This is a genomic window from Mesorhizobium sp. M0029, from assembly GCF_040323735.1.
GTDB lineage: Bacteria > Pseudomonadota > Alphaproteobacteria > Rhizobiales > Rhizobiaceae > Mesorhizobium.
The window spans coordinates 54,043-80,572 of sequence record NZ_JAMYVF010000021.1 but is presented as its reverse complement, the minus strand read 5'-3'; the positions used below and the strand labels follow the sequence as shown (position 1 = coordinate 80,572).

Annotated in this window: 25 protein-coding genes and 1 pseudogene; 18 read left to right on the top strand and 8 right to left on the bottom strand. The window is 63.3% G+C overall.

All coding sequences use genetic code 11. The features are described from left to right. Nucleotides 1–55 precede the first annotated feature (55 nt). Both rplM and rpsI read left to right on the top strand, forming a co-directional pair. Complete coding sequence (gene rplM, locus NKJ76_RS27085; RefSeq protein WP_023669409.1) at nt 56–520, top strand: 50S ribosomal protein L13; 465 nt, start codon at nt 56–58, stop codon at nt 518–520. 1 nt (nt 521) lies between these two features. Then, nucleotides 522–1,004, top strand: coding sequence for a 30S ribosomal protein S9 (gene rpsI, locus NKJ76_RS27080; protein ID WP_023669408.1), 483 nt, complete (start codon nt 522–524; stop codon nt 1,002–1,004). 130 nt (nt 1,005–1,134) lie between these two features. On the opposite strand, the gene NKJ76_RS27075 is transcribed toward rpsI, so the two are convergent. Continuing rightward, nucleotides 1,135–2,034, bottom strand: a complete 900-nt coding sequence (locus NKJ76_RS27075; protein ID WP_023693291.1) for a LysR family transcriptional regulator — start codon at nt 2,032–2,034, stop codon at nt 1,135–1,137. A gap of 91 nt (nt 2,035–2,125) precedes the next feature. On the opposite strand from NKJ76_RS27075, the gene NKJ76_RS27070 reads away from it, so the two are divergent. Then, complete coding sequence (locus tag NKJ76_RS27070; protein WP_352538787.1) at nt 2,126–2,998, top strand: aldo/keto reductase family oxidoreductase; 873 nt, start codon at nt 2,126–2,128, stop codon at nt 2,996–2,998. A 200-nt stretch (nt 2,999–3,198) separates the two neighbouring features. Here NKJ76_RS27070 and NKJ76_RS27065 read toward each other — a convergent pair. Further along, nucleotides 3,199–3,418 (bottom strand): annotated as a pseudogene (locus NKJ76_RS27065) (glycerophosphodiester phosphodiesterase family protein); the annotation flags it as partial. Nucleotides 3,419–3,516: 98 nt separating this feature from the next. Here NKJ76_RS27065 and speB point away from each other — a divergent pair. The 3 genes from speB to NKJ76_RS27050 all read left to right on the top strand — a co-directional run bounded on the left by speB (nt 3,517) and on the right by NKJ76_RS27050 (nt 6,378). After that, entirely contained in the window at nt 3,517–4,518 is a 1,002-nt protein-coding gene (speB, locus tag NKJ76_RS27060) for an agmatinase (protein WP_023669405.1), read from the top strand. Nucleotides 4,519–4,547: 29 nt separating this feature from the next. Continuing rightward, a complete protein-coding gene (argC, locus tag NKJ76_RS27055; protein WP_023682318.1) occupies nt 4,548–5,474 on the top strand; it encodes an N-acetyl-gamma-glutamyl-phosphate reductase in 927 nt (308 codons plus the stop codon). Nucleotides 5,475–5,538: 64 nt separating this feature from the next. After that, entirely contained in the window at nt 5,539–6,378 is an 840-nt protein-coding gene (locus NKJ76_RS27050) for an aminoglycoside phosphotransferase family protein (protein ID WP_352538786.1), read from the top strand. A gap of 53 nt (nt 6,379–6,431) precedes the next feature. Here the strand turns inward: NKJ76_RS27050 and NKJ76_RS27045 are convergent, their stop codons facing one another. Next, nucleotides 6,432–7,556 (bottom strand): COX15/CtaA family protein, encoded by a 1,125-nt coding sequence (locus NKJ76_RS27045; protein WP_352538785.1) that lies wholly within the window; start codon nt 7,554–7,556, stop codon nt 6,432–6,434. A gap of 151 nt (nt 7,557–7,707) precedes the next feature. On the opposite strand from NKJ76_RS27045, the gene NKJ76_RS27040 reads away from it, so the two are divergent. After that, nucleotides 7,708–7,923: a DUF2842 domain-containing protein gene (locus tag NKJ76_RS27040; RefSeq protein WP_023669401.1), complete on the top strand. Its 216-nt coding sequence runs from the start codon at nt 7,708–7,710 to the stop codon at nt 7,921–7,923. 15 nt (nt 7,924–7,938) lie between these two features. Here NKJ76_RS27040 and NKJ76_RS27035 read toward each other — a convergent pair whose 3' ends face one another. Then, nucleotides 7,939–8,997 carry a polysaccharide deacetylase family protein gene (locus tag NKJ76_RS27035; protein WP_352538784.1) on the bottom strand — a complete coding sequence of 353 codons (1,059 nt, stop codon included), beginning with the start codon at nt 8,995–8,997 and terminating at the stop codon, nt 7,939–7,941. 91 nt (nt 8,998–9,088) lie between these two features. Here NKJ76_RS27035 and NKJ76_RS27030 point away from each other — a divergent pair, with 91 nt between their 5' ends. Beyond that, nucleotides 9,089–10,318, top strand: a complete 1,230-nt coding sequence (locus NKJ76_RS27030) for a GNAT family N-acetyltransferase (RefSeq protein WP_352538783.1) — start codon at nt 9,089–9,091, stop codon at nt 10,316–10,318. Nucleotides 10,319–10,321: 3 nt separating this feature from the next. Here NKJ76_RS27030 and NKJ76_RS27025 read toward each other — a convergent pair whose 3' ends face one another. Then, nucleotides 10,322–11,032 (bottom strand): GntR family transcriptional regulator, encoded by a 711-nt coding sequence (locus NKJ76_RS27025; protein ID WP_023669398.1) that lies wholly within the window; start codon nt 11,030–11,032, stop codon nt 10,322–10,324. Between the two features lie 264 nt (nt 11,033–11,296). Here NKJ76_RS27025 and NKJ76_RS27020 point away from each other — a divergent pair, with 264 nt between their 5' ends. The 6 genes from NKJ76_RS27020 (at nt 11,297) to NKJ76_RS26995 (ending at nt 17,281) form a co-directional block, all read left to right on the top strand. Beyond that, complete coding sequence (locus tag NKJ76_RS27020) at nt 11,297–12,397, top strand: ABC transporter ATP-binding protein (RefSeq protein WP_023689478.1); 1,101 nt, start codon at nt 11,297–11,299, stop codon at nt 12,395–12,397. 34 nt (nt 12,398–12,431) lie between these two features. Beyond that, on the top strand, nt 12,432–13,721 hold the full coding sequence (locus NKJ76_RS27015) for an ABC transporter substrate-binding protein (protein WP_023700524.1): 1,290 nt from the start codon (nt 12,432–12,434) through the stop codon (nt 13,719–13,721). 237 nt (nt 13,722–13,958) lie between these two features. Beyond that, nucleotides 13,959–14,870, top strand: a complete 912-nt coding sequence (locus NKJ76_RS27010; protein WP_023700525.1) for an ABC transporter permease — start codon at nt 13,959–13,961, stop codon at nt 14,868–14,870. A gap of 1 nt (nt 14,871) precedes the next feature. Next, the gene (locus tag NKJ76_RS27005; RefSeq protein ID WP_352538782.1) at nt 14,872–15,690 is read left to right on the top strand and encodes an ABC transporter permease; all 819 of its coding nucleotides are present in this window, start codon (nt 14,872–14,874) and stop codon (nt 15,688–15,690) included. A gap of 2 nt (nt 15,691–15,692) precedes the next feature. Beyond that, nucleotides 15,693–16,439 carry an aspartate/glutamate racemase family protein gene (locus NKJ76_RS27000; protein ID WP_023730871.1) on the top strand — a complete coding sequence of 249 codons (747 nt, stop codon included), beginning with the start codon at nt 15,693–15,695 and terminating at the stop codon, nt 16,437–16,439. A gap of 5 nt (nt 16,440–16,444) precedes the next feature. After that, nucleotides 16,445–17,281 (top strand): GNAT family N-acetyltransferase, encoded by an 837-nt coding sequence (locus tag NKJ76_RS26995; RefSeq protein WP_023705048.1) that lies wholly within the window; start codon nt 16,445–16,447, stop codon nt 17,279–17,281. A gap of 98 nt (nt 17,282–17,379) precedes the next feature. Here NKJ76_RS26995 and NKJ76_RS26990 read toward each other — a convergent pair whose 3' ends face one another. After that, nucleotides 17,380–19,596, bottom strand: a complete 2,217-nt coding sequence (locus NKJ76_RS26990; RefSeq protein ID WP_023705049.1) for a GumC family protein — start codon at nt 19,594–19,596, stop codon at nt 17,380–17,382. Between the two features lie 264 nt (nt 19,597–19,860). On the opposite strand from NKJ76_RS26990, the gene NKJ76_RS26985 reads away from it, so the two are divergent. The 4 genes from NKJ76_RS26985 to NKJ76_RS26970 all read left to right on the top strand — a co-directional run bounded on the left by NKJ76_RS26985 (nt 19,861) and on the right by NKJ76_RS26970 (nt 24,421). Then, nucleotides 19,861–20,424: a polysaccharide biosynthesis/export family protein gene (locus NKJ76_RS26985; RefSeq protein ID WP_023682330.1), complete on the top strand. Its 564-nt coding sequence runs from the start codon at nt 19,861–19,863 to the stop codon at nt 20,422–20,424. 7 nt (nt 20,425–20,431) lie between these two features. Beyond that, nucleotides 20,432–21,562, top strand: a complete 1,131-nt coding sequence (locus NKJ76_RS26980) for a glycosyltransferase (RefSeq protein WP_352538781.1) — start codon at nt 20,432–20,434, stop codon at nt 21,560–21,562. An 85-nt stretch (nt 21,563–21,647) separates the two neighbouring features. Beyond that, nucleotides 21,648–23,183, top strand: a complete 1,536-nt coding sequence (locus NKJ76_RS26975; RefSeq protein WP_023689486.1) for an undecaprenyl-phosphate glucose phosphotransferase — start codon at nt 21,648–21,650, stop codon at nt 23,181–23,183. Next, entirely contained in the window at nt 23,180–24,421 is a 1,242-nt protein-coding gene (locus NKJ76_RS26970; RefSeq protein WP_023689487.1) for an O-antigen ligase family protein, read from the top strand. Before NKJ76_RS26975 ends, NKJ76_RS26970 begins: the two co-directional genes overlap by 4 nt. 63 nt (nt 24,422–24,484) lie before the next feature. Here NKJ76_RS26970 and NKJ76_RS26965 read toward each other — a convergent pair whose 3' ends face one another. Both NKJ76_RS26965 and NKJ76_RS26960 read right to left on the bottom strand, forming a co-directional pair. Further along, a complete protein-coding gene (locus NKJ76_RS26965; protein WP_352538780.1) occupies nt 24,485–25,468 on the bottom strand; it encodes a glycosyltransferase family 8 protein in 984 nt (327 codons plus the stop codon). Nucleotides 25,469–25,515: 47 nt separating this feature from the next. Further along, a complete protein-coding gene (locus tag NKJ76_RS26960) occupies nt 25,516–26,484 on the bottom strand; it encodes a glycosyltransferase family 8 protein (protein ID WP_352538779.1) in 969 nt (322 codons plus the stop codon). Between the last annotated feature and the right edge of the window lie 46 nt (nt 26,485–26,530).

Below are 26,530 nucleotides of genomic sequence, written 5' to 3'. Positions count from 1 at the left end.
ATCTAAGCAACAAGAAACGCCTTCTTCGGAAGGTCCAAATCGAAAGCAGAAATCCATGGCAACCTTTTCGCAGAAGCCTGCGGATGTGGTGAAGAAGTGGGTGCTGATCGACGCCGAGGGTCTCGTCGTCGGCCGTCTCGCCACTGTCATCGCCAATCATCTTCGCGGCAAGCACAAGCCCACCTTCACCCCGCATGTCGACGACGGCGATAACGTCATCGTCATCAATGCCGACAAGGTGGTGTTCACCGGCAAGAAGTTCACCGACAAGGTCTATTACTGGCACACCGGTCACCCCGGCGGCATCAAGGAGCGCACCGCGCGCCAGCTGCTCGAGGGCCGTTTCCCCGAGCGTGTCGTCGAGAAGGCCGTCGAACGCATGATCCCGCGCGGGCCGCTCGGCCGTCGCCAGATGAAGAACCTCCGCGTCTATGCAGGCACGGAACATCCGCATGTCGCCCAGCAGCCCGTCACCCTCGACGTCGGCGCGCTGAACGCCAAGAACAAGAAGGTTGCATAAGATGGCTGAGCTTTCCTCGCTCGCAGAATTGGGCGCCGCCACCGGCAACACCAACACCCAGCCGGCAGCACCCGTGCATGTCCAGAAGCTCGACAAGTCGGGCCGCGCCTATGCCACCGGCAAGCGCAAGAACGCAATTGCGCGCGTCTGGGTGAAGCCGGGTTCCGGCAAGATCGTCGTCAACGACAAGGAATTCGCGACCTATTTCGCGCGTCCGGTCCTGCAGATGATCCTCAACCAGCCGATCATCGCTTCCAACCGCGCCGGCCAGTACGACATCGTCGCCACCGTCATCGGCGGCGGCCTCTCCGGCCAGGCCGGTGCCGTTCGTCACGGCATCTCCAAGGCGCTGACCTACTACGAGCCGGCACTGCGCGCCGTGCTCAAGAAGGGCGGCTTCCTGACCCGCGACAGCCGCGTCGTCGAGCGCAAGAAGTACGGCAAGGCGAAGGCCCGTCGTTCCTTCCAGTTCTCGAAGCGCTAAGCGCTGCGACGTTCCAGACCTCGAAAGGCCGCCTCCGGGCGGCCTTTTCTTTTGGGTCTCGGCAGTCACCCCACCCGGCGCTTCGCGCGAAGCGCCGGGTGGGGTGATGGCGCCGGCCTCGGTTCAAGTCTCAGAACTTGCCGGCCTTGATGTAATCGATAAACGCCCGTAGCGGCGCTGGAACCAGACGCCGTCCGGGATAGTACAGAAATGGCCCGGGAAAGCTCTGCCACCACGGTTCGAGCACGGGCTCCAGGGCGCCGCTTTCGAAGTGGGGGCGAAGCCAGCCCTCGAAGAGAGCGACGATGCCGCTGCCGGCAATGGCCGCATGGACGGCAAGATCGCTCGCCCCGCCGATCCGCACGATCAACGGCCCCGTCGTGTCGACCCGCACCACCTCGCCGTCGCGCTCGAATTCCCACGGCAGCATCGCACCGCTGGCAAAACGACCGCGCAGACAAGCATGGCCAAGCAGGTCGCTCGGGTGCTGCGGCCGCCCATGGCGCTCGAGATAGGCGGGGCTGGCGCCAGTGGCGAAGCGCTGGACGCGCGGTCCGATCGGCACCGCGATCATGTCCTGCTCCAGTCGCTCGTCATAGCGGATGCCGGCGTCGCAGCCGGCCGCCAACACGTCGACGAAGTTCTCATCGGCGATGACCTCCAGCCGAATGCCGGGATAGGCGGCGAGGAAGCCCGGAACGATGTCGGGCAATATCAGCCGCGCGGCGCTGACCGGGACGTTGAGGCGCAGCGAACCGGCCGGCCTGTCGCGAAAGCCATTGACCACGTCGAGGGCCGCCTCCACCTCCGACAGCGCCGGGCCAAGCCTTCCCAAGAGGCTGAGGCCTGCGTCGGTTGGAACAACGCTGCGTGTGGTGCGGTTGAACAGCCTGACGCCAAGTTGCGTCTCCAGGCGGCGCACCGCTTCGCTCAGGCCCGACGCGCTGCCGCCGCCGGCGCGAGCCCCTTCGCGAAAACCGCCGGCACGCGCCACCGTCACGAAAGCGTTCAGATCGCCAAGGTCCATCATTGTTCGCCATTCCGCACAAGCTGTACGGATTGTACCTTATTATCCCGAGGTTGAGCAGCGTCTATCTTCGCCTCCTCAAAGGAGACCGACCATGTCCACCATCCAAAAATCCGGCACATTCACCCTCGGCAGCCACACCGTGGAACGGCTCGGCTACGGCGCCATGCAACTTGCCGGCCCGCACGTTTTCGGTCCGCCGAAGGATCATGACGCGGCCATTGCAGTGCTGCGCGAAGCGGTGGCCTCCGGGGTCAACCACATCGACACCAGCGACTACTATGGCCCGCATGTAACCAACCAGCTGATCCGCGAAGCGCTGGCGCCCTATCCGCAAGACCTCGTCATCGTCACCAAGATCGGGGCGCGGCGCGGCAGCAACGGCTCCTGGCTGCCTGCCTATTCCGCCAACGAACTAGAGCAGGCCGTGCACGACAATCTCAGGAATCTCGGCCTTGAGGTGCTGGATGTCGTCAATCTGCGCATCATGTTCGGGGTGATGGGTCCGGCCGAGGGCTCGATCGAGGCGCAGTTGACCGCGCTTGCCGAACTGCAGCGCAAGGGCCTGGTGCGCCATATCGGCCTGAGCAACGTCACCCCAGCGCAGGTCGAGGAAGGCCGTGGGATCGCCGAGATCGTCTGCGTGCAGAACCAGTACAATCTGGCGCATCGCGACGACGACGGGTTGATCGATGAACTGGCGCGCGCCGGCATCGCCTACACGCCGTTCTTCCCGCTCGGCGGCTTCAGCCCGCTGCAGTCGTCGACCTTGTCGGATGTGGCCACGCGGCTCGGCGCCACACCCTTGCAGGTTGCGCTCGCCTGGCTGCTGCGCCGCTCGCCGAACATCCTGCTGATCCCGGGGACGTCGTCGGTCGGGCATTTGAGAGAGAACCTGGCGGCGGCGGAACTGGAGCTGTCGGCTGATGTGCTGAGGGAATTGAATGGGGTGGCGAAAGCGGCGTGAAGATTTTGCGGGCGGCGCTGTCACCCCACCCGCGCCTTCGGCGCGACCTCCCCATCGAGGGGAGGTAGGAGGTCGCGGCAGCCTTGCATGCCTCGCAATCGCTACGACTGTCGGAATCTAAAGCGCCAACGCCCTACCTCCCCTCGATGGGGAGGTCGGCGCGCAGCGCCGGGTGGGGTGATGGCGCCGACGTACGATTTCTAATTGATACTCGCCGTATTCGCGGCTCGGCCGGCTTCGCCTCATCCACATAAGGCACCCTAAACCCGTTGGCCCCCAGCCAGCCAATGGCAGCCTTCGGTTCGTCGGTCTGGATGATGGTGGCGCCGCGTTCGGCCCAGAAACCGTGGTCTCGGCCGGCATGCCGGCCCGCACCGCCAGTTCATCGCCGCGGCCGCCGGAGAGGATGCCGCCGGGCCTTGCACCTTGGCGATACAAGTCCTTCGCCAAGCTGTGACTGGCATCTTGCGTGCCGGTTCTGTAGTTGTGGCAGCCCGATGAACAAAGAAGGACCCGTAATGGCGAACCAGACCATCGATAACGCCTTCACCGCCCGCTCCAAGACGGGGCCTTCCTTCGAGCCGACCTATGCCGGCGCGCTGTCGTTCATGCGGCGCAAATACACCAAGGATGCAAAGGGCGCGGACGCCGTCGTGTGGGGCATTCCGTTCGATGCCGCCGTCACCAACCGGCCGGGCGCGCGCTTTGGGCCGCAGGCGATCCGCCGCGCCTCGGCGATCCTCGACAACGACCCGCAATATCCGTTCTCGCGCGACCTGTTCGAGCATCTCGCCGTCATCGACTATGGCGATTGCCTGCTCGATTCGGGCAATCACCAGAAGACGCCAGGCACGATCGAGCGCGAGGCGGCGAAAATCCTGAAATCGGGCGCCTTCCTGTTGTCGCTCGGCGGCGACCATTTCGTCACCTGGCCGCTGCTCAAGGCACATGCCGCCATCCACGGGCCGCTGGCGCTGGTGCAGTTCGATGCGCACCAGGACACCTGGCCTGACGATGGCAAGCGCATCGACCATGGTTCGTTCGTCGGCCGCGCCGTCAATGAAGGCATCATCGACCCCGACCGCTCGATCCAGATCGGCATCCGCACGCATGCCCCCGATACGTTCGGCATCAAGATCCTTTACGGTCACGAGATCGAGGAGATGCGGGCTTCCGACATCGCCTATGCGATCGTCGACCGCACCGGCGGCAGGAAGACCTATCTCACCTTCGACATCGACTGCCTCGACCCGGCCTTTGCGCCCGGCACCGGCACGCCGGTTGCCGGCGGACCGTCCTCGGCGAAAATCCTGTCGACGCTGCGCCAGCTCGGCCAGGTCGATATTGTCGGCGCCGACGTCGTCGAGGTTGCGCCGGCCTATGATCACGCCGATATAACGGCGATCGCCGGCTCGATGGTGGCCATGCACTATCTCGGCCTGGTGGCCGAGCGAAAAGCGCGGGCGGAAGAGCTGAACAGCGGCAACCATGGCGCGGCAAACCATGGCCAGGGCATATAGGCCTGAATTAGCAGGGAATTGACGGGCACATGAAACCGAAAATCTTCATCGATGGCGAACACGGCACCACCGGCCTGCAGATCCGGGCGCTGCTGGCCGAGCGCGGCGACCTCGAGATCATCTCGATCCCGGCCGAGCGCCGCAAGGAAACGGCGGCGCGCGCCGAGTTCCTCAATGCCGCCGATGTCGCCATCCTGTGCCTGCCGGATGCGGCTGCCAAGGAAAGCGTGTCGCTGATTGCCAACGACACCACCAAGGTGATCGACGCCTCCACGGCGCATCGCGTCGCCGAGGGCTGGGAATACGGTTTTGCCGAGCTGGACAAGGATCAGGCCAGGATCATCGCCAATGCGAAACGCGTCGCCAATCCCGGCTGCTGGCCGCAAGGGCCGATCGCGACGCTGCGGCCGCTGGTCGCTGCCGGTCTGCTGCCGGCGGATTTCCCGATCACGGTCAATGGCATTTCGGGCTATTCGGGCGGCGGCCGGCCGATGATCGAGGACTATGTCGCCAAGGGCGAGGATGCCTCTGAATTCCAGGTCTATGGGCTGACCCTGCAGCACAAGCATGTGCCGGAGCTGCGCACCTATGCGAAGCTGTCGCACGATCCGATCATGCAGCCGGCGGTCGGCAATTTCGCCCAAGGCATGATCACAGTGGTGCCGCTGCAGCTCGGCGGGCTCGACCATGTGCCGGCCGGCGCCGAACTGCACGCGGCAATCGCCGACCATTTTGCCGCCATCAAGGGCGGCGTGGTCGAGGTAGCTCCTTACGAGCACGTGGAGCGCCTGCCCGAGATCAATCCCGAGGTCTATAACGGCACCAACCGCATGAAGGTCTATGTCTTTGCCAATGACGACCGGGCGCAGGCGCTGCTGATTGCGGTCTATGACAATCTCGGAAAGGGCGCCTCGGGTGCTGCCGTTCAGAACATGGATCTGATGCTCGGCCTTTAATTCAGTTGGAGAGAGCATTCTGTCGCCCGAAAACCGCTTAACACTTTTCGGCATCACGCTCTGAATGGACGCGCCTGCATTTCCAAAGCGCTGGAAGATCAGCGCGCCCGAGCTCATTGCCGAGACGTTTTCGAGCCGCATCTGGAAGGTGCGGCGTGAGGACGGTTCGCCGGCCATCGTCAAGGCGCTCAAACCATTCGACGATGTCGAGGACGAGTTGCGCGGCGAGCACTATCTCGCATGGCGGCGCGGCGAAGGCGCGGTGCGGCTGCTTGGCCGGGACGGCCACCGCATGCTGCTGGAATATGCCGGTGACACCCTGCTTTCCGAAGTTCTGGCGAAGGAAGGCGACAACGCCGCGACCGCAATCGCGGCCGAGTTGATGGGGAGACTGTTCTCGCCCTCAAGACACCCTGCCCCGCCGGACCTGCAGCCGCTGCGGACACGGTTTGCCAGCCTGTTCAAAAAGGCCGGAGCCGATCGCGACGCCGGAGAGCACAGCCTCTATATCGAGGCCGCCGAAATCGCGGACCGGCTGCTCGATGCCCCGCATGCGGTCAAGCCGCTGCATGGCGACCTGCATCACGACAACATTTTGCACGGTGCGCGCGGCTGGCTGGCGATCGACCCGAAGGGCGTGCTCGGCGATCCCGGCTTCGACGCCGCCAATCTGTTCTACAACCCACTGGGGCGCGACGACCTCTGCCTCGATCCCGAGCGCATCGCGCATATGGCCGAGATCTTCGCCAGGACACTCGGCCAGACGCCGGCTGCCATTCTCGACCATGCCATCGCCTATGGCTGCCTGTCGGCCGCATGGTATCATGAGGACGAGAATGCGGTCGACGAGAACCGCGAGCTGTCGGTTGCGGGAGTGATCCGAAAGGTGCGGCTCAGCTTCTGACCGGCGCAGCCTCGCGCGTTAGACGTAGCGAGGCAGTTCGTTCGCGAAATAGATTATTGCGACGGCCAAGACACCGTAGACGATGTACCTGCGTTCATGGGCGGCCGCGTTGGCAGTGGATAGGCGCCCTTGTTGCCGCGCCAGTGGGCGGCGGCAAATCCCAGCAGGACAAGCGCGAAGGCCTGATGGGTCAGCGCCATGTGCAGCGGCACCTGCATCAGCAGCGTGCCGATGCCGATCGAGGCCTGGACCAGCACCAGCAGAAACAGCAGCGTCGCGCGGCGTGCGTGTGTCGTGCCTGGTAAACGCCGGCGTGTCGCGATCATGTGCCAGAGCCCGACGGCAAAGACCGTGTAGGCGCCCAGTCGGTGGACGAACTGCACCGTCTTCGGGTTCTCGAACAAGTTGCGCCAGGCCGGCTCGAGCAGAAGCAAATCTGACGGGATCACCTTGCCGTCCATCAGCGGCCAGGTGTTGTAGCTCAGGCCGGCGTCGAGCCCTGCGACCAGGCCGCCGAGATAGATCTGGACCAGCACCAGCAGCACGATGAAGCCGGCCAGCCTTTGTGTCGGCCGGTCGGCGGCAGGCTCCGAATGCGGCGCCAGCCCGCGCGCGACCACCATGGTGGTGGTGAAGATCAGGGCGGCAAGCGTCAAATGCGTGGCCAGGCGGTACTGGCTGACGGAGACCCGGTCGATCAGGCCGGAGGCCACCATCCACCAGCCGATGGCGCCTTGAAGGCCACCAAGCAGCAGAATACCGACCAGCTTTGGCCCAAGGCCGCGCTCGATCCGGCGCGTCGCCCACAAGACCAGCAGCGGCAGGCCGAAGACCAGGCCGACACTGCGCGCCAGGATACGGTGCGCCCACTCCCACCAGAAGATCGATTTGAAGGCGTCCAGGCTCATGCCCTTGTTGAGCTCGGCATATTGCGGGATCTTCTGGTAGAGCTGGAACTCCTCCTGCCACTCGGCGTCGTTGAGCGGCGGTATCACACCGTGGATCGGCTTCCACTCGGTAATCGACAGGCCGGAATTGGTGAGCCTGGTGGCGCCGCCAACCAGCACCAGCGCAAACAGCACCAGAAGCACGACATAAAGCCAGCCGCGCAGCAGAGCCCGGTTTTGCAGATCGCGATCGCGGTCAATGTAAGGCGCGGCGGCTGATATGGCGGCCATGGGTTGGTCCCGGCAGGTTGACGTGGCGGATTGGTGAACCATCGCAACCCGGCTGACAAGACCGGACGGCGCGGCACGCCGTCGCGCCGCATCTCCCGGGTTGCACAGGCGCGCGGTTGGGCCTAAGCGGAGGCGATCAACGAGAACGCTCATGCCCATCCGCCTGAAAAAGCTGATCGGAACTTTCCTGCTGGTGGCGCTGGTCATCATCTATGCGCTGGTCGCGTCGATCATAGCGGTCGCGCAGCTGTCGCAATCCAGCCCGCTGGTGCACTTCCTGTTCTTCCTGTTCAGCGGCCTGTTCTGGGTGCTGCCTGCGATGGGCATCATCAAATGGCTGATCCTGGAGCCGCCGCCGAAAGGCTGAAGAGCCCGACCCAGGTTAGATGGTGACGACCATTTTGCCGGCATTGGCCAGCGGCGTCGTCACGCCCGACAACATGGTGCGGATATGGGCGACGCTCTGGTAGCGGCCGTTGATCGAAATGCGCGGCAGCGCGTGCAGGAAGCCGGCGTGCTCGGCGTGCAGCACGCCGTGGCGAGTGGTCACCGCCGAGGCGTAGCCGGCGTCGCGGGCAAAGCCCACTTCGCGGCAGCCGACAGCGCTGGCGTAACCATAGGGGTAAGCGAGATGACGGGGGTCTCCGCCGAGCTGCGCCTGCAGCTGGCGCCTGACGTCGACGATTTCATGGCGCGCATCGGCTTCGTCGAGCCGCTTCAGATTGCGGTGGTTGACCGTATGCGCGCCGATCGTCACCAGCCTGTGCCCGGCCACGGCGCGGATATCGTCCCAAGTCATCAGCGTGCTTGGGCGCAAGCCATCGAGGTCGATGCCGTTCGAGTGCGCCAGATCGCGCAGCACGGCGCGCTGATCCTCCTCGCGCACCTCGAGCGTCAGATAGGCATGCAGACGCGCATTGGCGTGGAGTTTCTTGCTGTGGGTCGAGCAGTCTATGGTCACCGGCCCCTTCGGCGTCGCCAGCGTCAAACGCTCCCGCGCGTTGACGATATCCTCGACCACGTCCCACCATAAATCGGCGCTGCCGTCGATCAGACCCGGCGCGACGTAGATGGTGATCGGCGCGTCGTGCTTTTCGAGCACTGGCAGCGCTTCGGTCATGTTGTCGCGATAGGCGTCGTCGGCGGTGATGGTGGCGAACTGGCCGTCCTTGCCGCCGGCCTTGATGCGCTCGATCGCCTCGTCGAGGGTGACGAAGGCATAGCCCCTCGACTTCATGTCGGCGACGAGAGCGTCGAGGAATCGCGGGGCGATGTTGAGGTGGCGGTTAACGCCGTCCGGCTTCTCCGGCGTGGCGGTGACCCGATGCAACATGAGGATGGCGCCAATGCCGCCGACAAACGGCTTGGCCAGCGGTGCAAGGCCGGTAAAGCGGGCGATATTAAGCGCCAGTTTCCGAACTGCCTCGCCACCGTCGATCATTCATTCACCTTTTGCGCCTAGGCTCGATCCAAGCACGGAACGCGCCGACGCGAACTCCTGATCGCGACGAATACGCCTTAAGGATTGAGGTATGGTTGACGCCACCGCGTCATTTGACGGCAATCGGCTCGCCGCAAGCAAGGCGTCTGCGCGCACGCCGGCTGCCGACCAGACCAGTCTGTCGGTGTCGACCGCAGATGCTGCCGCGCTCGCCTCTTACGGCGAATTCTGCCGTTCGGCGCTGTTTGCGCCGGCGCAAAGCGCGGCCTGGGTTCGTGCCTGGACGGCGCAGGCCAATCCCGATGCCGTCATTGCCACGCTGACAATCGAGGACAGGCCGGTCTTTGCACTGGCACTGGAAATCACGCGAACTGGTCCATTCCGCGTCGCCCGCTTCATGGGCGGGCGCCATGCCAACGGCAATTTCGCCGCCGCCGATCCGGCATGGCTGGCAAAGGCCGATGCCGGGGGGATCCGCAGGCTGGTGACGGCGATCGGCAAGGCGCGTCCCGATATCGATCTCGTTGCCTTGGAAAGGCTTCTGCCCGACCTCGATGGCGTTGCCAATCCGCTGGTGGCGTTCTCCAACTTTCCGAGCCCAAACCTGTCGCTCGCCGTCAATCTCGACGGTGGTTTCGATGCGCTGCTGTCGCGTGTGGGCGGCAAGCGCAAGCGCAAGAAGCACCGTTCGCAGACACGCAAATTCGAGGCGGTCGGCGTTCATCGCCGCATCGAGGCGCAGACACCCGAAGACGTGAACCGGCTGCTCGACGCTTTCTTCGAGATGAAGGAGTTCCGTTTCGCCAAGATGGGCATCGCCAATGTCTTCGGCGAGCCGGAGGTGCGGGCTTTCTTCCGTGCCCTCTTCGCCGGCGCGCTGGCCGAGGAGAAACCGGCCTTTGTGCTGCATGGGCTCGAAGTGGCCGGCAAGCTGCGTGCAATCACCGGCTCGAGCCGCTCGGGCAAACGCCTGATCTGCGAATTCGGCGCCATCGCCGAGGACGATCTCGGCCACACCAGCCCCGGCGATTTCCTTTTCTTCGACATCATCGAGGAAGCCTGCCAAACAGGCTTCGATGTCTATGATTTCTCGGTCGGCGACGAGCCCTACAAGCGGCTCTGGTGCGATATCGAGACCCAGCATTTCGAGGTGCTGGCGCCCCTGACGCTGAAGGGACGCGCCCTGGCGTCGGCGCTGCGGCAGGGCGCACGGGCGAAAGCCTTCATCAAGAACAACCCGACGGTCTGGAAGCTGACCAAGATGCTGCGCCGCAAGGCCGCCGGACAGGCAGCGCCCGCTCCCACGGACGACGAAAACTAGCGTTCAGAAATTCAGCGCTTCGCGGAGCGCCGGGCCGGCCCTGACCCGCAGGTCGAGATCTGCCTCGATGTGGTCGATATGGTGCAGCATCAGCCGGCTCACCAACCCGCAATCGCCGCTTTCCAGCGCGCCGACCATTTCCGTGTGCTCACTGTGTCCGCAGGCCGACACGCCGGATCGTCCGTAAAGGGCGATGACCAGCGACGAACGCGCCACCAGCTCCTCCATGAAGCGCTGCAGGATGGCATTGCCGGCGACGGAGGCGAGCAGCAGATGGAAATCGCCCGACGCCTTGATTTCGGAGCGCCGGGCGGTTGGGCCGCGCTCGGCGATGAAGCGGCCTTCCTCGTCGAGCTGCGCGCGGAACGCAGCGATATCGGTGGCTGTGACCCGCCCACAGGCGGCAATGGCTATGCCCGGCTCGATCAGCCGGCGCGATGCGAACACCTGGCGCGCTTCCTCGGGCGAAGGGTTGGCGACGAAGGCGCCACGGTTGCGCTCGGTACGCACCAGCCCCTCGAAGGACAGCATCTGCAGCGCCGCGCGCGCGACCGTGCGCGAGACGTCGAACAGCGTGCCGACCTCGCCTTCCGACAGCTTGGTGCCGGGCGTCAGCCGACGGTCAACGATGGCGTCCCGCAGATTGTCGCGAATCGCCTGGGCGCGATCCTGGTTGGCGCTGTCGGCGGAATGGATCTGATCGGCAATGTTCATGGCGATGATGGTTCCCAGCCTCTTCTAGCGCAACTCGTCGCCTGCGCACGAGAGGCAAAGTGGACACGAAGCCAAAAAAGATTGCATACGATTCTTGTGCAGATCGCGCACAATCGCCCATAATTTGTGCAATGCACAAGATAGCCTACCGGCTAGGCAGTGGGCAAGAACCCCGATTTTTCTGTCGATTCAAACGCTTGGGCCGATTGCCGCCGATTGGCACGCATAATGCTTTGGGTAATGCGACCAAACGGGGAAGCCTGAATGTCCAAAGCCGCCGAGATCGACATCGTCTCCGTTTCGAAAGTGTACGGAACGACGACTGCCGTCGAGGCCATCAGCCTGAAGATACCGGCAGGCACCTATTGCTGCCTGCTTGGCCCCTCCGGCTGCGGCAAGACCTCGACGCTGCGCATGATCGCCGGCCACGAAAGCATTTCGTCGGGCGATGTCCGCCTCGGCAACATCGTCGTCACCGACCTGCCGCCGGCAAAGCGTGGCACGGCGATGATGTTCCAGTCCTATGCGCTGTTTCCGCATCTCGACCTTGTCGACAATGTCGCCTTCAGCCTGAAGATGAAGGGCGTCGACAAGGAGCAGCGCCGTGCCAAGGCGCTCGACATGCTCAAGCTGATGCAGATGGAGGCCTATGCGACGCGCCGGCCGGCGCAGCTTTCCGGCGGCCAGCAGCAGCGTGTTGCACTCGCCCGCGCTCTGATCACCGATCCCGAGGCGCTGCTGCTCGACGAGCCGCTGTCGGCACTCGACCCGTTCCTGAAGATACGCATGCGCGCCGAGCTGAAGAAATTGCAGACCTCGCTTGGCATCACTTTCGTCCACGTCACCCACAGCCAGGAAGAGGCCATGGCCTTGGCGGACCTGATCGTGGTGATGAATGACGGCCGCATCGAACAGGCGGCGCCGCCGCGAGATGTGTTCGAAAGGCCGGCCACCGCCTTCGTCGCGCGCTTCATGGGTGACCACAATGTCATCTCCGGCCGGGTTACCGGCGCGCGCGACGGCATGGTCGTCTTCGACGTCAATGGTGGCGCCTCGCTCGCCGCCCGCGGGCAAGGCCGGGAGGCGGGCCAGGAGGTGGGCACGCCGATCGACATCGCCATCCGCACCGACCATGTGCGCATCGGCGAAGCACCCTCTCCCGGCCTCGGCTTCACCGGCATCGTCTCCAACATCGAATATCGCGGCGCCACGGTGAAGCTGTCGGTCACCGGCGGCGGCATCGACGATTTCACCGTTATCATCGACGATTCCGACTTCTTCGCCAAACCCGTCGCCCTTGGCGACGCCGTACCGCTCGCCTGGGATTCCGAGGACGCCATCGTCCTCGGCCGCCTTCATTCATGAATTCAACGAAGCAAAACAAAACAGGGGAATAGGAATGACAAAAACAGTAGAAACAAAGACCGGAATTTCGCGCCGTTCGTTGCTCAAGACAGGTGCGGCCGCCGTCGGCCTCGCCGCAGGCTCGGGCGCCATTACAGGCTTCCCGACCATCTGGGCGCAGTCCAACATCACGCTGCGCCAGTTCGGCACCGGCGTGTCGAACCTGAACGCGATCGCCGACAAGTGCAAGGCCGACCTCGGCATCACGCTGGAAATGACGGCGACCGATTCGGACGCGGCCGCCCAGCGCGCCGTGACCCAGCCCGACAGCTATGACATCGCCGACATCGAATACTGGATCTGCAAGAAGGTGTTCCCGAGCGGCGTGCTGCAGCCGATGGATGTCAGTAAGCTGAAATACTACGACGAGCTGGTGCCGTTGTTCAAAACCGGCAAGCTGACGCCCGACAGCATCATTGCCCAGGGCACCGCGCCGCACACGGTCGGCTATGTCGAAGCGCAGGACTCAAAGACCTTCGCCAAGGCGCCGACCAAGTGGTTCACCATGGTGCCGACGATCTACAACGCCGATACGCTAGGCATCCGGCCCGACCTCGTCGGCCGCGACATCACCACCTGGGCCGACATCATGGACCCGGCCTTCAAGGGCAAGACCGCGATCCTCAACATCCCGTCCATCGGCATCATGGATGCGGCCATGATCATGGAGGCCACAGGCAGCATCGAATATGCCGACAAGGGCAACATGACCAAGGAAGAGATCGACAAGACGATCGACTTCCTCATCAAGGCCAAGCAGGCCGGCCAGTTCCGCGCCTTCTGGAAGTCGTTCGACGAGAGCGTCAACCTGATGGCATCGGGCGAGGTGGTCATCCAGTCGATGTGGTCGCCGGCCGTCGCCGCCGTCCGCTCCAAGGGCATCGCCTGCCGCTTCCAGCCGCTCAAGGAAGGCTATCGTTCATGGGGCGGCGGCCTTGGACTTGCCGCCCATCTGAAAGGCGCCGAGCTCGACGCGGCCTACGAATACATCAACTGGTATACGTCGGGCTGGGTCGGCGGCTATCTCAACCGCCAGGGCTACTATTCCGCCAATATGGTCTCGGCCAAGAAGTTCATGTCCGAGGACGAATGGGGCTACTGGATCGAAGGCAAGCCGGCCAAGGGCGAGATCAAGGCGCCGGACGGCACCGTCATGGAAAAGGCCGGCGCCGTGCGCGACGGCGGCTCGTTCGAAGAGCGTATGGGCAAAGTCGCCTGCTGGAACTCGGTCATGGACGAGGACCGCTACATGGTGAAGCGCTGGAACGAGTTCATCGCGGCGTAGAGCGGACGCGTTCACTGTGATGTTGCGATCCTTCGCGCCCCCCTCTGTCCTGCCGGACATCTCCCCCACTTGGGGGGAGATTGGCAGCGTCATGGCCGGCTCTTCGTTAGCAACGTTGGAGTTTGGCGAAGGCCGTTATGAGAGTTCGATCTCCCCCCTCGTGGGGGAGATGTCCGGCAGGACAGAGGGGGGCGCGAAGGATCGCAAGTCATCGCGATCACACGGAGGATTTTCCCAATGACAGTCGCGCTCGAAAGCCCCGCCATCGCAGCAGCCAAGCCCGCCAGACACCGCCGCTTCTCCATCAGTGCCGTCACGCCCTACCTCCAATCGGCGCCGCTGGCGCTCATCCTCGGTGCGTTCCTGCTCTTGCCAATCATCATGATCGTCGTCGTCTCCTTCTGGGATTATGACTTCGCCGCCATGTATCCGGATTTCCTGACGACGAACTATTCCGACGTGCTGGGATCATGGGTCACCTGGAAGACCTATCTCAACACCATCAAATTCGCTGCCATCGTCTGGGCTCTGACCTTGTTCATCGGCTTCTGGGTCGCCTATTTCCTCGCCTTCCATATCCGCACCACCGCCATGCAGATGGTGCTGTTCCTTGTCTGCACGGTGCCGTTCCTGACCTCCAACATCATCCGCATGATCTCGTGGATCCCGGTGCTTGGCCGTAACGGGTTGATCAACTCGACGCTGGTGCAATTGGGGCTGGTGCCAAAACCCATCGAATGGCTGCTCTATTCGGAATTCGCCGTGGTGCTGGCCATGGTGCATCTCTACACGCTGTTCATGGTAACGCCGATCTTCAACACGTTGATGCGCATCGACCGCTCGCTGGTCGAGGCCGCGCGCGATGCCGGCGCGTCCGGCTGGCAGGTCTTGTGGAACGTCGTCATCCCGCTGGCCAAGCCCGGCATGGCAATCGGCACCATCTTCGTCGTCACGCTGGTGATGGCCGATTTCTCCACTGTGCAGGTGATGTCGGGCGGCCAGAGCGCGTCGGTCGCACTGATGATGAAGAACCAGATGTCGCTGCTGCAGTATCCCGCAGCCGCCGCCAATGCCGTAGTGTTGCTGGTGTTGGTACTGTTGATGGTCGCGGGCATCCTGCGCATCGTCGACATCCGCAAGGAGCTTTGAGGTGAGCCACGAAAAACGCACCCTCGAATTCTATGTGCTTGCGGCCTTCTTCACTCTGTTCGTGCTGTTCCTCTATGGCCCGCTATCGGCGATCCTGATCCTTTCTTTCCAAGGCGAGACCGGCGGCCTCACCTTCCCGCTCAATGGCGTGTCGCTGCACTGGTTCGCCAATCTGTTCGAGCGCCAGGCGGTCGGCGATTTCGGCGGCAGCTTCAAGCGCTCGCTCGTGCTCGGCCTCATGGTGATGATCGTCACCGTCGTCGTGTCGCTGCTGGCAGGGCTCGCTTTCCGGCAAAAATTTCGTGGCGCCACCGCTTTGTTCTACCTGGCGGTCGCCAGCCTCGTCGTACCCTCGATCATCATTTCGCTCGGCATCGGCGTCGTGTTCCAGCAGGTCGGCTTCCGCCCGGCCTGGTACACATCGGCCTTCGGCGCGCACCTGACCTGGACCTTGCCCTTCGGCGTGCTCATCATGTTCGCCGTCTTCAACCGCTTCTCGCCCGCCTATGAGGAAGCAGCGCGTGACCTGGGCGCCAACTCCTGGCAGACCTTCGCCCATGTCGTGCTGCCGATGATCGCGCCGAGCCTGATCGGCGTCGGCCTGTTCGGCTTCACGCTGTCCTATGACGAGTTCGCCCGCACGCTGATGACGTCGGGCACCTTCAACACGCTGCCGCTCGAGATCTACGGCATGACCACCAATGTCACGACGCCGGTGCTCTATGCGCTGGGCACGGTGACCACCGTGTTCTCCTTCCTGGTGATCCTGGCCACACTGGGCGCCATCCTCTATGTCGGCCGCAAGCGGGCCAGGGTTTGATCGTGCAGATACTGGTGGTGAACCCCAACACGACGGCGAGCATGACCGAGACGATCGCGGCGGCGGCGCGCGCCGTTGCCGGCGCCGGGACCGAGGTGATCGCGGTCACCTCCTCGATGGGTCCTGCCTCGATCGAGGGCTATTATGACGAGGCATTGGCCGTGCCCGGCCTTTTGATGGAGATCGCCGCCGGCGAACGTGCCGGGGCTAAGGCCGCCATCATCGCCTGCTTCGACGATACCGGCCTGGATGCGGCACGCGCCATGGCCTCCATTCCGGTCATCGGCATCTGCGAGGCCGCACTCAGTGTCGCCTCCTACATTGCCCAGCGCTTCACAGTGGTGACGACCACCGAACGCTCGCGTGTCCCTGTCGAGGGGCTGGTGCACCGCTACGGCATGGCCGGGCGTGCCCGCGTGCGCGCCGCCGACATTCCCGTACTCTCGCTTGAAGACGCTGCTTCCGGCGCTGTCGAGAAACTGCGCGCCGAGATCGCCCGCGCCATAGCGGAAGACCGCGCCGAGGCCATCGTGCTCGGCTGCGCCGGCATGGCCGACCTGGCACACCGGTTGCAGCAAGAGTTCGACCTGCCCGTCATCGACGGCGTCGGCGCCGCCCTCAAACAGGCCGAGGCGCTGATCGCATTGGGCCTGTCGACCTCGAAGCGCGGCTCCTATGCCAGTCCGCTGGCCAAGCCCTATCGCGGCGTGCTGAAATCCTTCTCGCCGGGGGTGGTCGCCGCGGAGTGAACGCTATGAAGCCTACCGTCCGCGCATTGTCTCCGCCGGAACTGACCGTTCTCATCGACTGGGCGGCGGCTGAAGGCTGGAATCCTGGCCTTGACGATGCCGCCGCGTTCCGGCCAACCGATCCTGAAGGGTTCATCGGCGCTTTTGTCGACAACGAGATGACCGCCGCCATCTCGGCTGTCGCCTATGGCGGCAACTTCGGTTTCATCGGTCTCTACATCTGCCGACCAGACATGCGCGGCAAAGGCCATGGCAAAGCAGTCTGGAATGCGGGCATGGCCAGGCTGGCCGGCCGAACGGTCGGCCTCGACGGGGTCGCCGCGCAGCTGGCGAATTATCGCCGCACGGGATTCAGCTCGGCGTACGAAACCATCCGCTTCAGCGGCCGTATCGCGACCCCGCCCGTCCGAAGCGAAGGGGTGCGCATGATAACCACGCAACTCGTGCCCGACATCATCGTCTATGACGCCCGCTGTTTCCCCGCGCCTCGACGAGCCTTCCTGCACCGCTGGGCGCAGCCGCCGCATTGCGGGTTCGCCGCGATCAGTTCACTCGGCACCATAGGCTACGCCGTGGCTCGTCCCTGCCGTTCGGGTTACAAGATCGGCCCGCTGTTTGCCGACGACACCGAGACGGCGATGCAGCTCATGGGCAGTCTGGCTGCCGCATGCGAAGGTGGCGACCTGCATATCGACGTTCCTGCCGAAAATTTCGATTTCACCAAGGCGCTTGCAGCGATTGGTTTCAGGCCGACCTTCACCACCACGCGCATGTACAAGGGCCCGCCTCCGAAGGTCGACTCGCGCCGAATATTTGGCGTGACGACCCTGGAGTTGGGGTAGATCCCGGCGCCGGCTGACAGGCTTGGTTTTTCGGGAGCCGGCGGGCGATGGACGAGCCGATCCGTAGTAGCGCCGCCTAAGTCGAATTGTCTGATGTCTCAGGCGGCGCTACGTCGTCCCGGCACGGGGTTACCCGGCGTCTCGTGGCCGATCGGCGTCACCAGAGTGAGGTCGGGATAGCCGCTTTCGATCAGCTCGACGGCGGCCTGCGCCACCTCATCGTCCGCCTGCAGCATGGACATGAAGACCTCGGTGCTGTCGCCGACCAGTCGGCTGATGCCTTGCGCATCGGCCGGTCCGCATTCGACGATGACCAGATCATAGGCGGTGGTCAGCGACTGCATGATGATCGGCAGCCGGTCGGCGGCGCGCATGGCGCGCACCGGATCGGCGGTGCCGACGGGAACGACGTGGCAGTCCGAATAGAGGTCGGCGTGGATGACGTCGCTGAACTGCGCTTCCGAAGCCAGCAGATTGGTGATGCCGGGGAAAAGTCCGCTGTCCAGCATCGGCCGCGACGCCGCGCCCGATGCGGTCAGATCGAGCAGCAACACGCGCAGGCCGGCGTCGGAGACTTCGCGCGCTACCAGCACTGCCGAGGCCGCGGCCTCATCGCCTTCGGGCGAGACGAAGATGGCGCGCGCAGCACCGCTGGCGATCAGCTTCTCCGCCGCCTTCTCGACATCGATCTCGCCAAGGCTGGAGCGGACAGGTTCAGGTTCGGCTTGCGGTTCGGAACCGGCAGCCGCTGCTCCTTCCAGCACTGAAGGAGCCGGCTCGGGCTCTGGCACCAGTTCAGACTCCACGGTCGTCGGCTGATCGTCCACTTCCACGACCTCAGGAGCCGGTTCCGGGTGGACGACCGGCGCCGACATTGCCGGCATCGCAACCTGCTCGATACGCTCGAAGCGCGCCCCTGGGGCCGGACGCATGGCGCGGCCGGAAAACAGCTCCTGCAGCAGCGTGATGACCGACATCAGCAGCAGCGAGCCGACTAAGGCGGCGCCGACGATCGGCACGAGCTTGGGGAAATAGGGTTCCGACGGCACGCGCGCCTCGGAAAACACGCTGGCATCGACCGGCAGGTAATTCTTGCGCGAGGACACTTCGCGGAAGCTCGCCATATAGGATTCAAGCTGCTGGCGCCGGACGTTCGCCTCGCGCTGCAGCGCATCCAGCTGGACCTGCTCCTCGCCGGCCCGCGACGACGCCGCTTTCAGCTTGTTGACGTCCGATATCAGCTGGTTTTCGCGCGCCTGGGCGGTCTGCGCCTGCGTCAGCAACCCGCGCATGATTTTTTGCGCTTCGTTGCGGATCTGGCCGTCGAGATCGGCAAGCTGCGACCTCATCGCCCGCAGGCGGGGATGGTTGTCGAGCAAGGTGGTGGAAAGATCGGCGATGTTGGTTCTGAGCTCGATCTGACGCTCACGCAGCCGCTGGATCAGATCGGAAGACAGCACTTCGGGTACAGCGTCCAGCGAACCGCCATTCTGCAAAGCCTGGCGCACCCTTTCGGCCGTTGCCTCAGCCGAGGCGCGGCTGGCGCGCACACGCGACAGCTCGCTCGATAATTCGGACAATTGCTGTGTCGCCAGCACCGAATTGTTGCCAGCCATCAACAGGTCCGACTGAGCGGAGCGGAAGGCCGCGACCTTGGCCTCTGCATCCCTGACCTGCTTCTGCAGCTCCTCGATCTCCGGCCCGAGGAAGGCGGTCGCGGCGGCGTTCGACTTGGTCTTGGCATCCGCCTGGTAGGCCAGGTAGGCCTTAGCAATGGCGTTCGGAATGTCGGCGGCAAGCTGGGGATCTTCAGAGGAAAATTCGACGGCGATGACGCGGGTCTTTTCCACGCCATAAACATTGAGCTTGTCGCGCATCTTCGTCAGCACGCGCTCTTCGAGCGGAATTTCTTCCGGATCGCTCTTCAGCCCGGCAATGACCAGGAGCCGGGTGACCGGCGACATGCCGAGCGCATCGTTGAACTCGGGCTTGTCGCCCAGCTTAAGGTCGGCAGCCACCTGCTTGAGAATGTCGGACGAGGAAATGACCTGAACCTCGGTTGCTACACCTTCCGCATCGAGCACAGGTTTGTCGTCTTCATTGGTGCCGGCAGGCCGCGTATAGGCCGATTCGCTCAACTGGATTTTCAGCTGCGTCGTGGCCTTATAATGCGGCGTGGCAAGCCACGCGAACGCGAAGGCGAGACCAGTGACGAGAAGCGTGATCACAAGAATGCGCAGCCAGTTCCGCGCCAGGCTGGCGAAGAGCTGTCTCAGGTCGACATCGACATCTGCGGCCGCGGACTGGTCGGACATGCATTCCTGCTCCGGACATGAGGCTAGATGGTAGCGTAAACAACTATGGTAACTCAGCCGTTAAGATCGCGGTAAGCAGCTGTTAGGGTTTGCTGACATCCGGTAAACAAAGCCAGCAAAACTATACGGCTTTTTGTCGATTGCCGCCAAATCGGCCGCGTCCCTTTACCGGCCATTAACCCTAACAGGATGATAACGAACCCAGATCCTTAAGGTTTGCCGCCGTGTCCTGGCGGCCATAGCGACGAAGGTGTGTGTCCGATCATGAAAAGCGCTGCTGGTCTGTTTCGCGCTCTGCTGGCCGTGTCGATCCTCGCCGGCTGCTCCAGCTACCGGCCGACGCCGGCGGCCTTCCACGAGGTACTCGACCAGCCCTATCGGCTCGGCGCCGGCGACCGTGTCCGCGTCACCGTGTTCGAACAGGACGGTCTGACCAACACCTACAGTGTCGATCAGTCCGGCTACATGTCCTTCCCGCTGGTCGGCGCGGTGCCGGCGCGCGGCCACACGGCCCAGCAGCTGGAAAAAGCGCTCGCCGACAAACTGCGCCAAGGCTATCTGCGCGACCCCGACGTGTCGGTCGAGATCGATCGCTACCGGCCGATCTTCGTCATGGGCGAAGTGGGCGCCGCCGGCCAGTATTCCTACGTGCCGGGCCTCACCGTGCAGAAGGCCATCGCGATTGCCGGCGGTTTCTCGCCGCGCGCCAACCAGGAAAGCGTCGACATCACCCGCGACATCAACGGCAAGGTGATGACAGGCCGGGTGGTTACCTCCGATCCGCTGCTGCCGGGCGACACGGTCTACGTTCGCGAACGCCTGTTCTGACATCAACGTGGCGGACCAGCTCAGGATCGTCCACTGCTTTCGCTCACCCGTCGGCGGGATCTTCCGGCATGTGCGCGACCTGACGGAGGCCCAGCTCGCCGCCGGACATGTTGTCGGCATCGTCTGCGATTCGACCACCGGCGGCGAATACGAGGAACGCCTGTTCGACCAGATGAAGGACAGCCTGGCGCTCGGCATCCATCGCACGCCGATGCAGCGCCATGTCGGGCCGGGCGACTTCGCCTCGGCCTGGCGCACTTACAGGATCATCAAGGAACTGCAGCCGGACGTGTTGCACGGACATGGCGCCAAAGGTGGCGCCTATGCCCGTCTGTTCGGCTCATTGTTGCGGGTATCTAGGTCTCGCGTAGCCCGCCTCTATTCGCCGCATGGCGGCTCCCTCCACTATGATGAAACGACGACGACCGGGAAGCTGTTCTTCGCGCTCGAGCGCTTCATGGCGCGCTTCACCGACTGCCTGCTGTTCGTCTCCGACTATGAGCGGCGCACCTATCGCAGGAAGGTCGGCGAACCGCCTATCCCGAACACGCTGGTCTATAACGGCCTGCGCGCCGCCGAGTTCGAACCGGTGGTCGCACAACCCGACGCGGCCGACCTGCTCTACATCGGCATGATGCGCGACCTCAAAGGGCCTGACATTTTCATCGACGCGCTGGTGCTGGCCGGGTCCCAGCTTGAGCGCCGCGTGACCGCGGTCATGGTCGGCGATGGCGACGACCTGCCGCGCTACCATGCGCAGGTGAAACGGCTGGGCCTCGGAAAACAGGTCCGCTTCTTGCCGCCGATGCCGGCCAGGGAGGCATTTTCGCTGGCCGATCTGGTCGTCGTCCCCTCCCGCGCGGAAGCCATGCCCTATATCGTGCTGGAGACGCTGGCGGCCGGCAGGCCGATGATCGCCACGGCCGTCGGCGGCATTCCCGAAATCTTCGGGGAGGGATCCCCTGCCCTGATCCGTCCCGATCCGCGCCAACTCGGCGACAAGATGGGTGAAGCGCTGCGCGATCTCGACGCCTACCGGCGCGCCATGCCCGATACGGCCAGCCTCAGGGCGCGATTCGGCGCCGATGTGATGGCCGCCGAAATCGAAAAGGCCTATTTCGCCGCGCTCAACAGATAGACGACCCTCCAAAACCACAAGTTGTCTCAAGGTTTTTTTAGCTCTCTTTCTGCTATCGTCATCGCGGAAGCTTGTGGGAAACCCGATGAACGAGACCGACCCCACGCGCCGCTTTTCGGCCGATGCGGTGCGCAAATTCGACAGTCCTGCCGAGAGCCCCACGCCCGGCGGCATGAACAGTGTTGCCCGCCAGGTCGCCTCGCAATACCGGCGCGATACGATGTCGCCGGTCATGGTCAGCGGCGTATTGCGCATCGTCGAATTCGGCTTGCTGTTCCTGTCGGGGCTCGCGCTCTACTTCCACTTTGTCGGCTTCTTCAACTATCTCGCCTGGCAATATCCGCTGACCATTGCCGCGGCGTCATTCGTGGCCGTGGTGCTGCTCGACGTCAGCGATTGCTACCAGATCTCCGCCTTGATGCGACCGATCTCCAATCTCGGCCGCGTACTGATGGTCTGGGCCGGCACCTTCGCGCTGATGGCGCTGACGGCCTTCATCATGAAAATGTCGGAGGATTATTCGCGTCTGCTGTTCGGCACCTGGTTTGTCGTCGGCCTGCTTCTGCTGTTCGGCCTCAGGCTGGTGATGTCGAAGCTGATCCGGCGCTGGGCGCGCAACGGCCGCATGGAACGCCGCGCCGTCATCGTCGGCGGCGGCAAGGCGGCCGAGATGCTGATCCGCTCGGTCGAGAAGCAGCCAGACAACGACATCCGCATCTGCGGCATCTTCGATGACCGCGGCGACAAGCGCTCGCCGCCGATCGTGGCCGGCTATCCCAAGCTCGGCACCATTTCGGAGCTGATGGAATTCGCTCGCATCGCGCGCATCGACATGCTGATCGTGTCGCTGCCGCTGACTGCCGAAACGCGCGTGCTGCAGCTGCTGAAGAAGCTGTGGGTGCTGCCGGTCGACATCCGGCTCTCGGCGCATTCGAACGCTTTGCAGTTTCGCCCGCGCGCCTATTCCTACATCGGCTCGGTGCCGATGCTCGATATCTTCGACAGGCCGATCAACGACTGGGATTCGGTCGCCAAGCGCGCCTTCGACATCGTCTTCTCGCTGATCGGCATCATCCTGTTCTCACCGGTGATGCTGGCGACTGCCATCGCCATCAAGCTCGACAGCAAGGGGCCGGTGCTATTCAAGCAGAAGCGGCACGGCTTCAACAACGAGATCGTCGAAGTCTACAAATTCCGCTCCATGTACACCGACCGCTCGGACCCGACCGCCAAGCAGACGGTGACCAAGAACGATCCGCGCGTCACCCGCGTCGGCCGCTTCATCCGCAAGAGCTCGATCGACGAGCTGCCGCAGTTCTTCAACTCGCTGTTCGGCACGCTGTCACTGGTTGGCCCGCGCCCGCATGCGATTGCCGCGCAGTCGCACAACCTTCTCTACAATGAGGTGGTCGACGGCTATTTCGCCCGCCACAAGGTCAAGCCCGGCGTTACCGGCTGGGCGCAGATCAATGGCTGGCGCGGCGAGATGGACACCAATGAGAAGATCCGCATGCGCACGGAATATGACCTCTATTACATCGAGAACTGGTCGATGCTGTTCGATCTGCGCATCCTGCTCATGACGCCGCTGCGGCTGCTCAATACGGAAAACGCCTATTGAGCGCGATTTCCCATGATTTGCCGCAGGCTGCGGTCAATGCCAAGCTGATCGCGCTGATATCGTCGGGGGCGGTGTTTTTTGGCGTCTTCCTGTCGGGCTTCGTCATCGACGAACCGGCGCCCTACGATCTTTTCATGCTCGGGCTGATCGGGGTGTGGGTGCTGTTTGGCCTGCGCATATCGCGCGCGGCCGTGCCGCTGCTCGTGCTGCTGATCACGATGAACATCGGCGGCATGATTGCCATGACGCAGATGGCCGTTCTCGCCAACACACCGCTCTATCTCGCCGTCTCGCTGTTTCTCGCGTTCACCGCGGTGTTCTTCTCGTCGGTGACGGCGGTGCAGCCCGGCCTCTACCGGCTGATCTTCATCGCCTATGTCGTCTCCGCGGTGGTGACCTCGCTGCTCGGCATTGCCGGCTATTTCCACGCTTTCCCGGGCGCTGAAATCTTCACCAGATACGACCGCGCCCAGGGCGCCTTCCAGGATCCGAACGTGTTCGGACCATTCCTGGTGCTGCCCGGCATCTATCTGCTCTATCTCCTGTTGACCGGCTCGATCGCGCGCATGCCGCTTCTGGCGGTGCCGCTGCTGATCATCACCGCTGGCATTTTCTTCTCCTTCTCGCGCGGCGCCTGGGGCATGTTCGCCGTCTCGGCCATCCTGCTCACCGGCGCCCTGTTCCTGCAAAGCAACAGCGGCAAGTTCCGGCTGCGCGTCATCATCATGAGCATTGCCGCCGTCACCCTGCTGGTGGTCGCCATGATCGTCATCCTGCAGCTGCCCGGCGTCGGCGAGATGTTTTCCAGCCGCGCCCAGCTCGAACAGAGCTACGACACGGCGCGCCTTGGCCGCTTTGCCCGCTACACGATCGGCTTCGAGATGGCGCTCGAACATCCGCTCGGCATCGGCCCGCTGGTATTCGGCACCATTTTCGGCGAAGACACGCACGACATCTGGCTGAAGACGCTGATGGATTATGGCTGGCTCGGCTTCGTCTCGTTCCTGTCGCTGACGCTGTGGACGATCGCCGCCGGCTTCCGCATCCTTTTGCGCGACCGGCCATGGCAGCCCTATCTGCTCTGCGCCTACGTCGCTTTCATCGGCAATATCGGGCTCGGCACCTTCATCGACATCGACCACTGGCGCCATGTCTACCTGCTGCTCGGCCTGATCTGGGGCGCGATCGCGCTGGAATACAGGCATCAGCGCGGGTTGCGGGCGGTGGCGGCAAGCTAAACCGACGGGAACGCCGCCGAGTTCGGATGACCCCGCCCTGCTGACGGATTGTCGGGATTTCCTCTATCTCGCGATGCCGGCAACCCGCTCGGGGTATTGCACTGCCAGCATCGATTTGTCGGCGTGATCGGCGAAGATAGCGCTGACCTTTTCGGCGTCGAACCGCGCCCGTCGCTTGCGCTTCTCGTCGTTGAGCAAAATCCCGCTGATGGCGTCGAACTTGCGGCCGAGGTTTTTCAATATGCCTCTCTTGATCGGCCAGCTGCTGCTGAAACGGCCGGCCCAGGGAGTGCCTTTCGCCAGATCGCGATAGATCGCCATGGCGTCGACCTCGACACCGATCGGCGGACGGTCCCAGGGCTTGCCCCAGGCGAAGTGGCGGGCGTAGCAGCGGCTGAAAGGGATCTGGCTGGTGTAGTTGGTCATCACGTTCCAGAACGGGTGCATCGTCTGCCACCTGCCCTCGAAAGCCACGTTCAACGCACCTTGATCCATCCCGTAAGCCTGCTCGGAGGCCAACTGCCGGGTACGCTCCAGAAGCCCCTCCTGCCTGACCAGCGGCATGTTGAACACCAGCACGCCGGCATTGAACTTCGGCGCCCCTGGCTGCATCGGCAAATGCTGTCGATACTTTACGTCGAAATAGGTCTGCTCGTCGTGTGCGGCCAGCAGCGGAGCGTTGAGCGGGACGTTGCAGAGGTCTTCTATCGATCTGTTGAAAAGCACATCGGCGTCGGAATAGGCGATGCGGTTATATGGTTCGAACTCCGGCAATTGATCGGCAAACAGCCTGATGTAGGTCGCAAGGGTTGGGTGCGTTCCGCGGTTGAAGTTTGTCGCTTCCATGAATTTCGTGACATCCAGGATGCGGATCTTCCCACCGAGCAGACGCTCTCCGATAGCTCGGTCTTCGTTGGAGATGACACCGGTGTGCAAAATAAAGCCGTCGAGGTGGTCCGACACATTCAGCACGCGGCGCGCCGCCAGGCTGGCATACGGGAAATACCTCTGGTCGGTGGCGAAAAAGAAACACGATTTTTGCGGCATGCTACAACCTGTTGCCTGACCCATTCGCGAGAGCTCCGTTGCGGGTCTCAGGCGAAACCACCGAGTATTTCAGGAAACTGCACGGCCATCGCACCGGCAAGGGCATGCTCGGCATAAATCCTATGCACCTTGCTTCCATCATACCTTGCCCGCCGCCGATACCGATCCTTGGCAGGCAACATCCCCATGATGCCGTCGAATCTGCGAGCGAATCGCCTCATGACGCCTCGCTCGAAGGGAATGCGCTGCCGGAAGGGCTGGAGCCAAGGCGTATCCCTTGCCAGACCGCGCCAGACGGCAAGCGCCTCAAGTTCCACGTCGACCTGGCTCCCCCACGGCTTGCCGCCGGCGAAATGCCGGGCATAGGCTTGGGCGAACCGAAATTCCTTCGTATCGTTGGACATCAAATTCCAGTTCGGATGCATCGTCTGCCACTTGCCCTCGAAGACGATGTTCAGCGCGTTCTGATCGTTCATCTGCCCGGCAACGGCAACATCTCTGGCGCGGTGCAAAAGTCCCTGTTGACGCACCGGCGGCATGTTGAAGACGATGATGCCGGCGTTGAAATAAGGCGCCCCCGGCTGCATCGACAGTTTGTTCCGATAGCCCGGGCGGAAATACATGTAATCGTCGTGAGCGGCCAACAACGGAGCATGAAGTGTCTGGCTCACCAGGTCGGCGATATCTCGATTGAACAGAACATCACAATCGACATGGGCGATGCGGTCATAGTCCGCGAACTGAGGCAGTTGGTCGGCGAAAAGCCGAACAAAAGTGCCGACATTGCTTGGCCGGAAAGTATGGCCAGCCTCCGCAAACAGCCCCGAAACGTCCACTATGCGAAGACGGTTCGTCAGCAGGCGTTCAGCAACACGCATATCGGCATCGCGTGCGCCGACATGCAGGATGAATCCCGGTGTTGCCTCTCCCGAAACATCCAGAATTCTGCGCGCCGCCAAGCATGCATACGGAAAATAATTTGCGTCGGCCGCCAGAAAAAAACAGGAATTTGCCACGCGCAATCCTTCGTATAGATACTGCGCGAGCCATATCGCCTTGGCG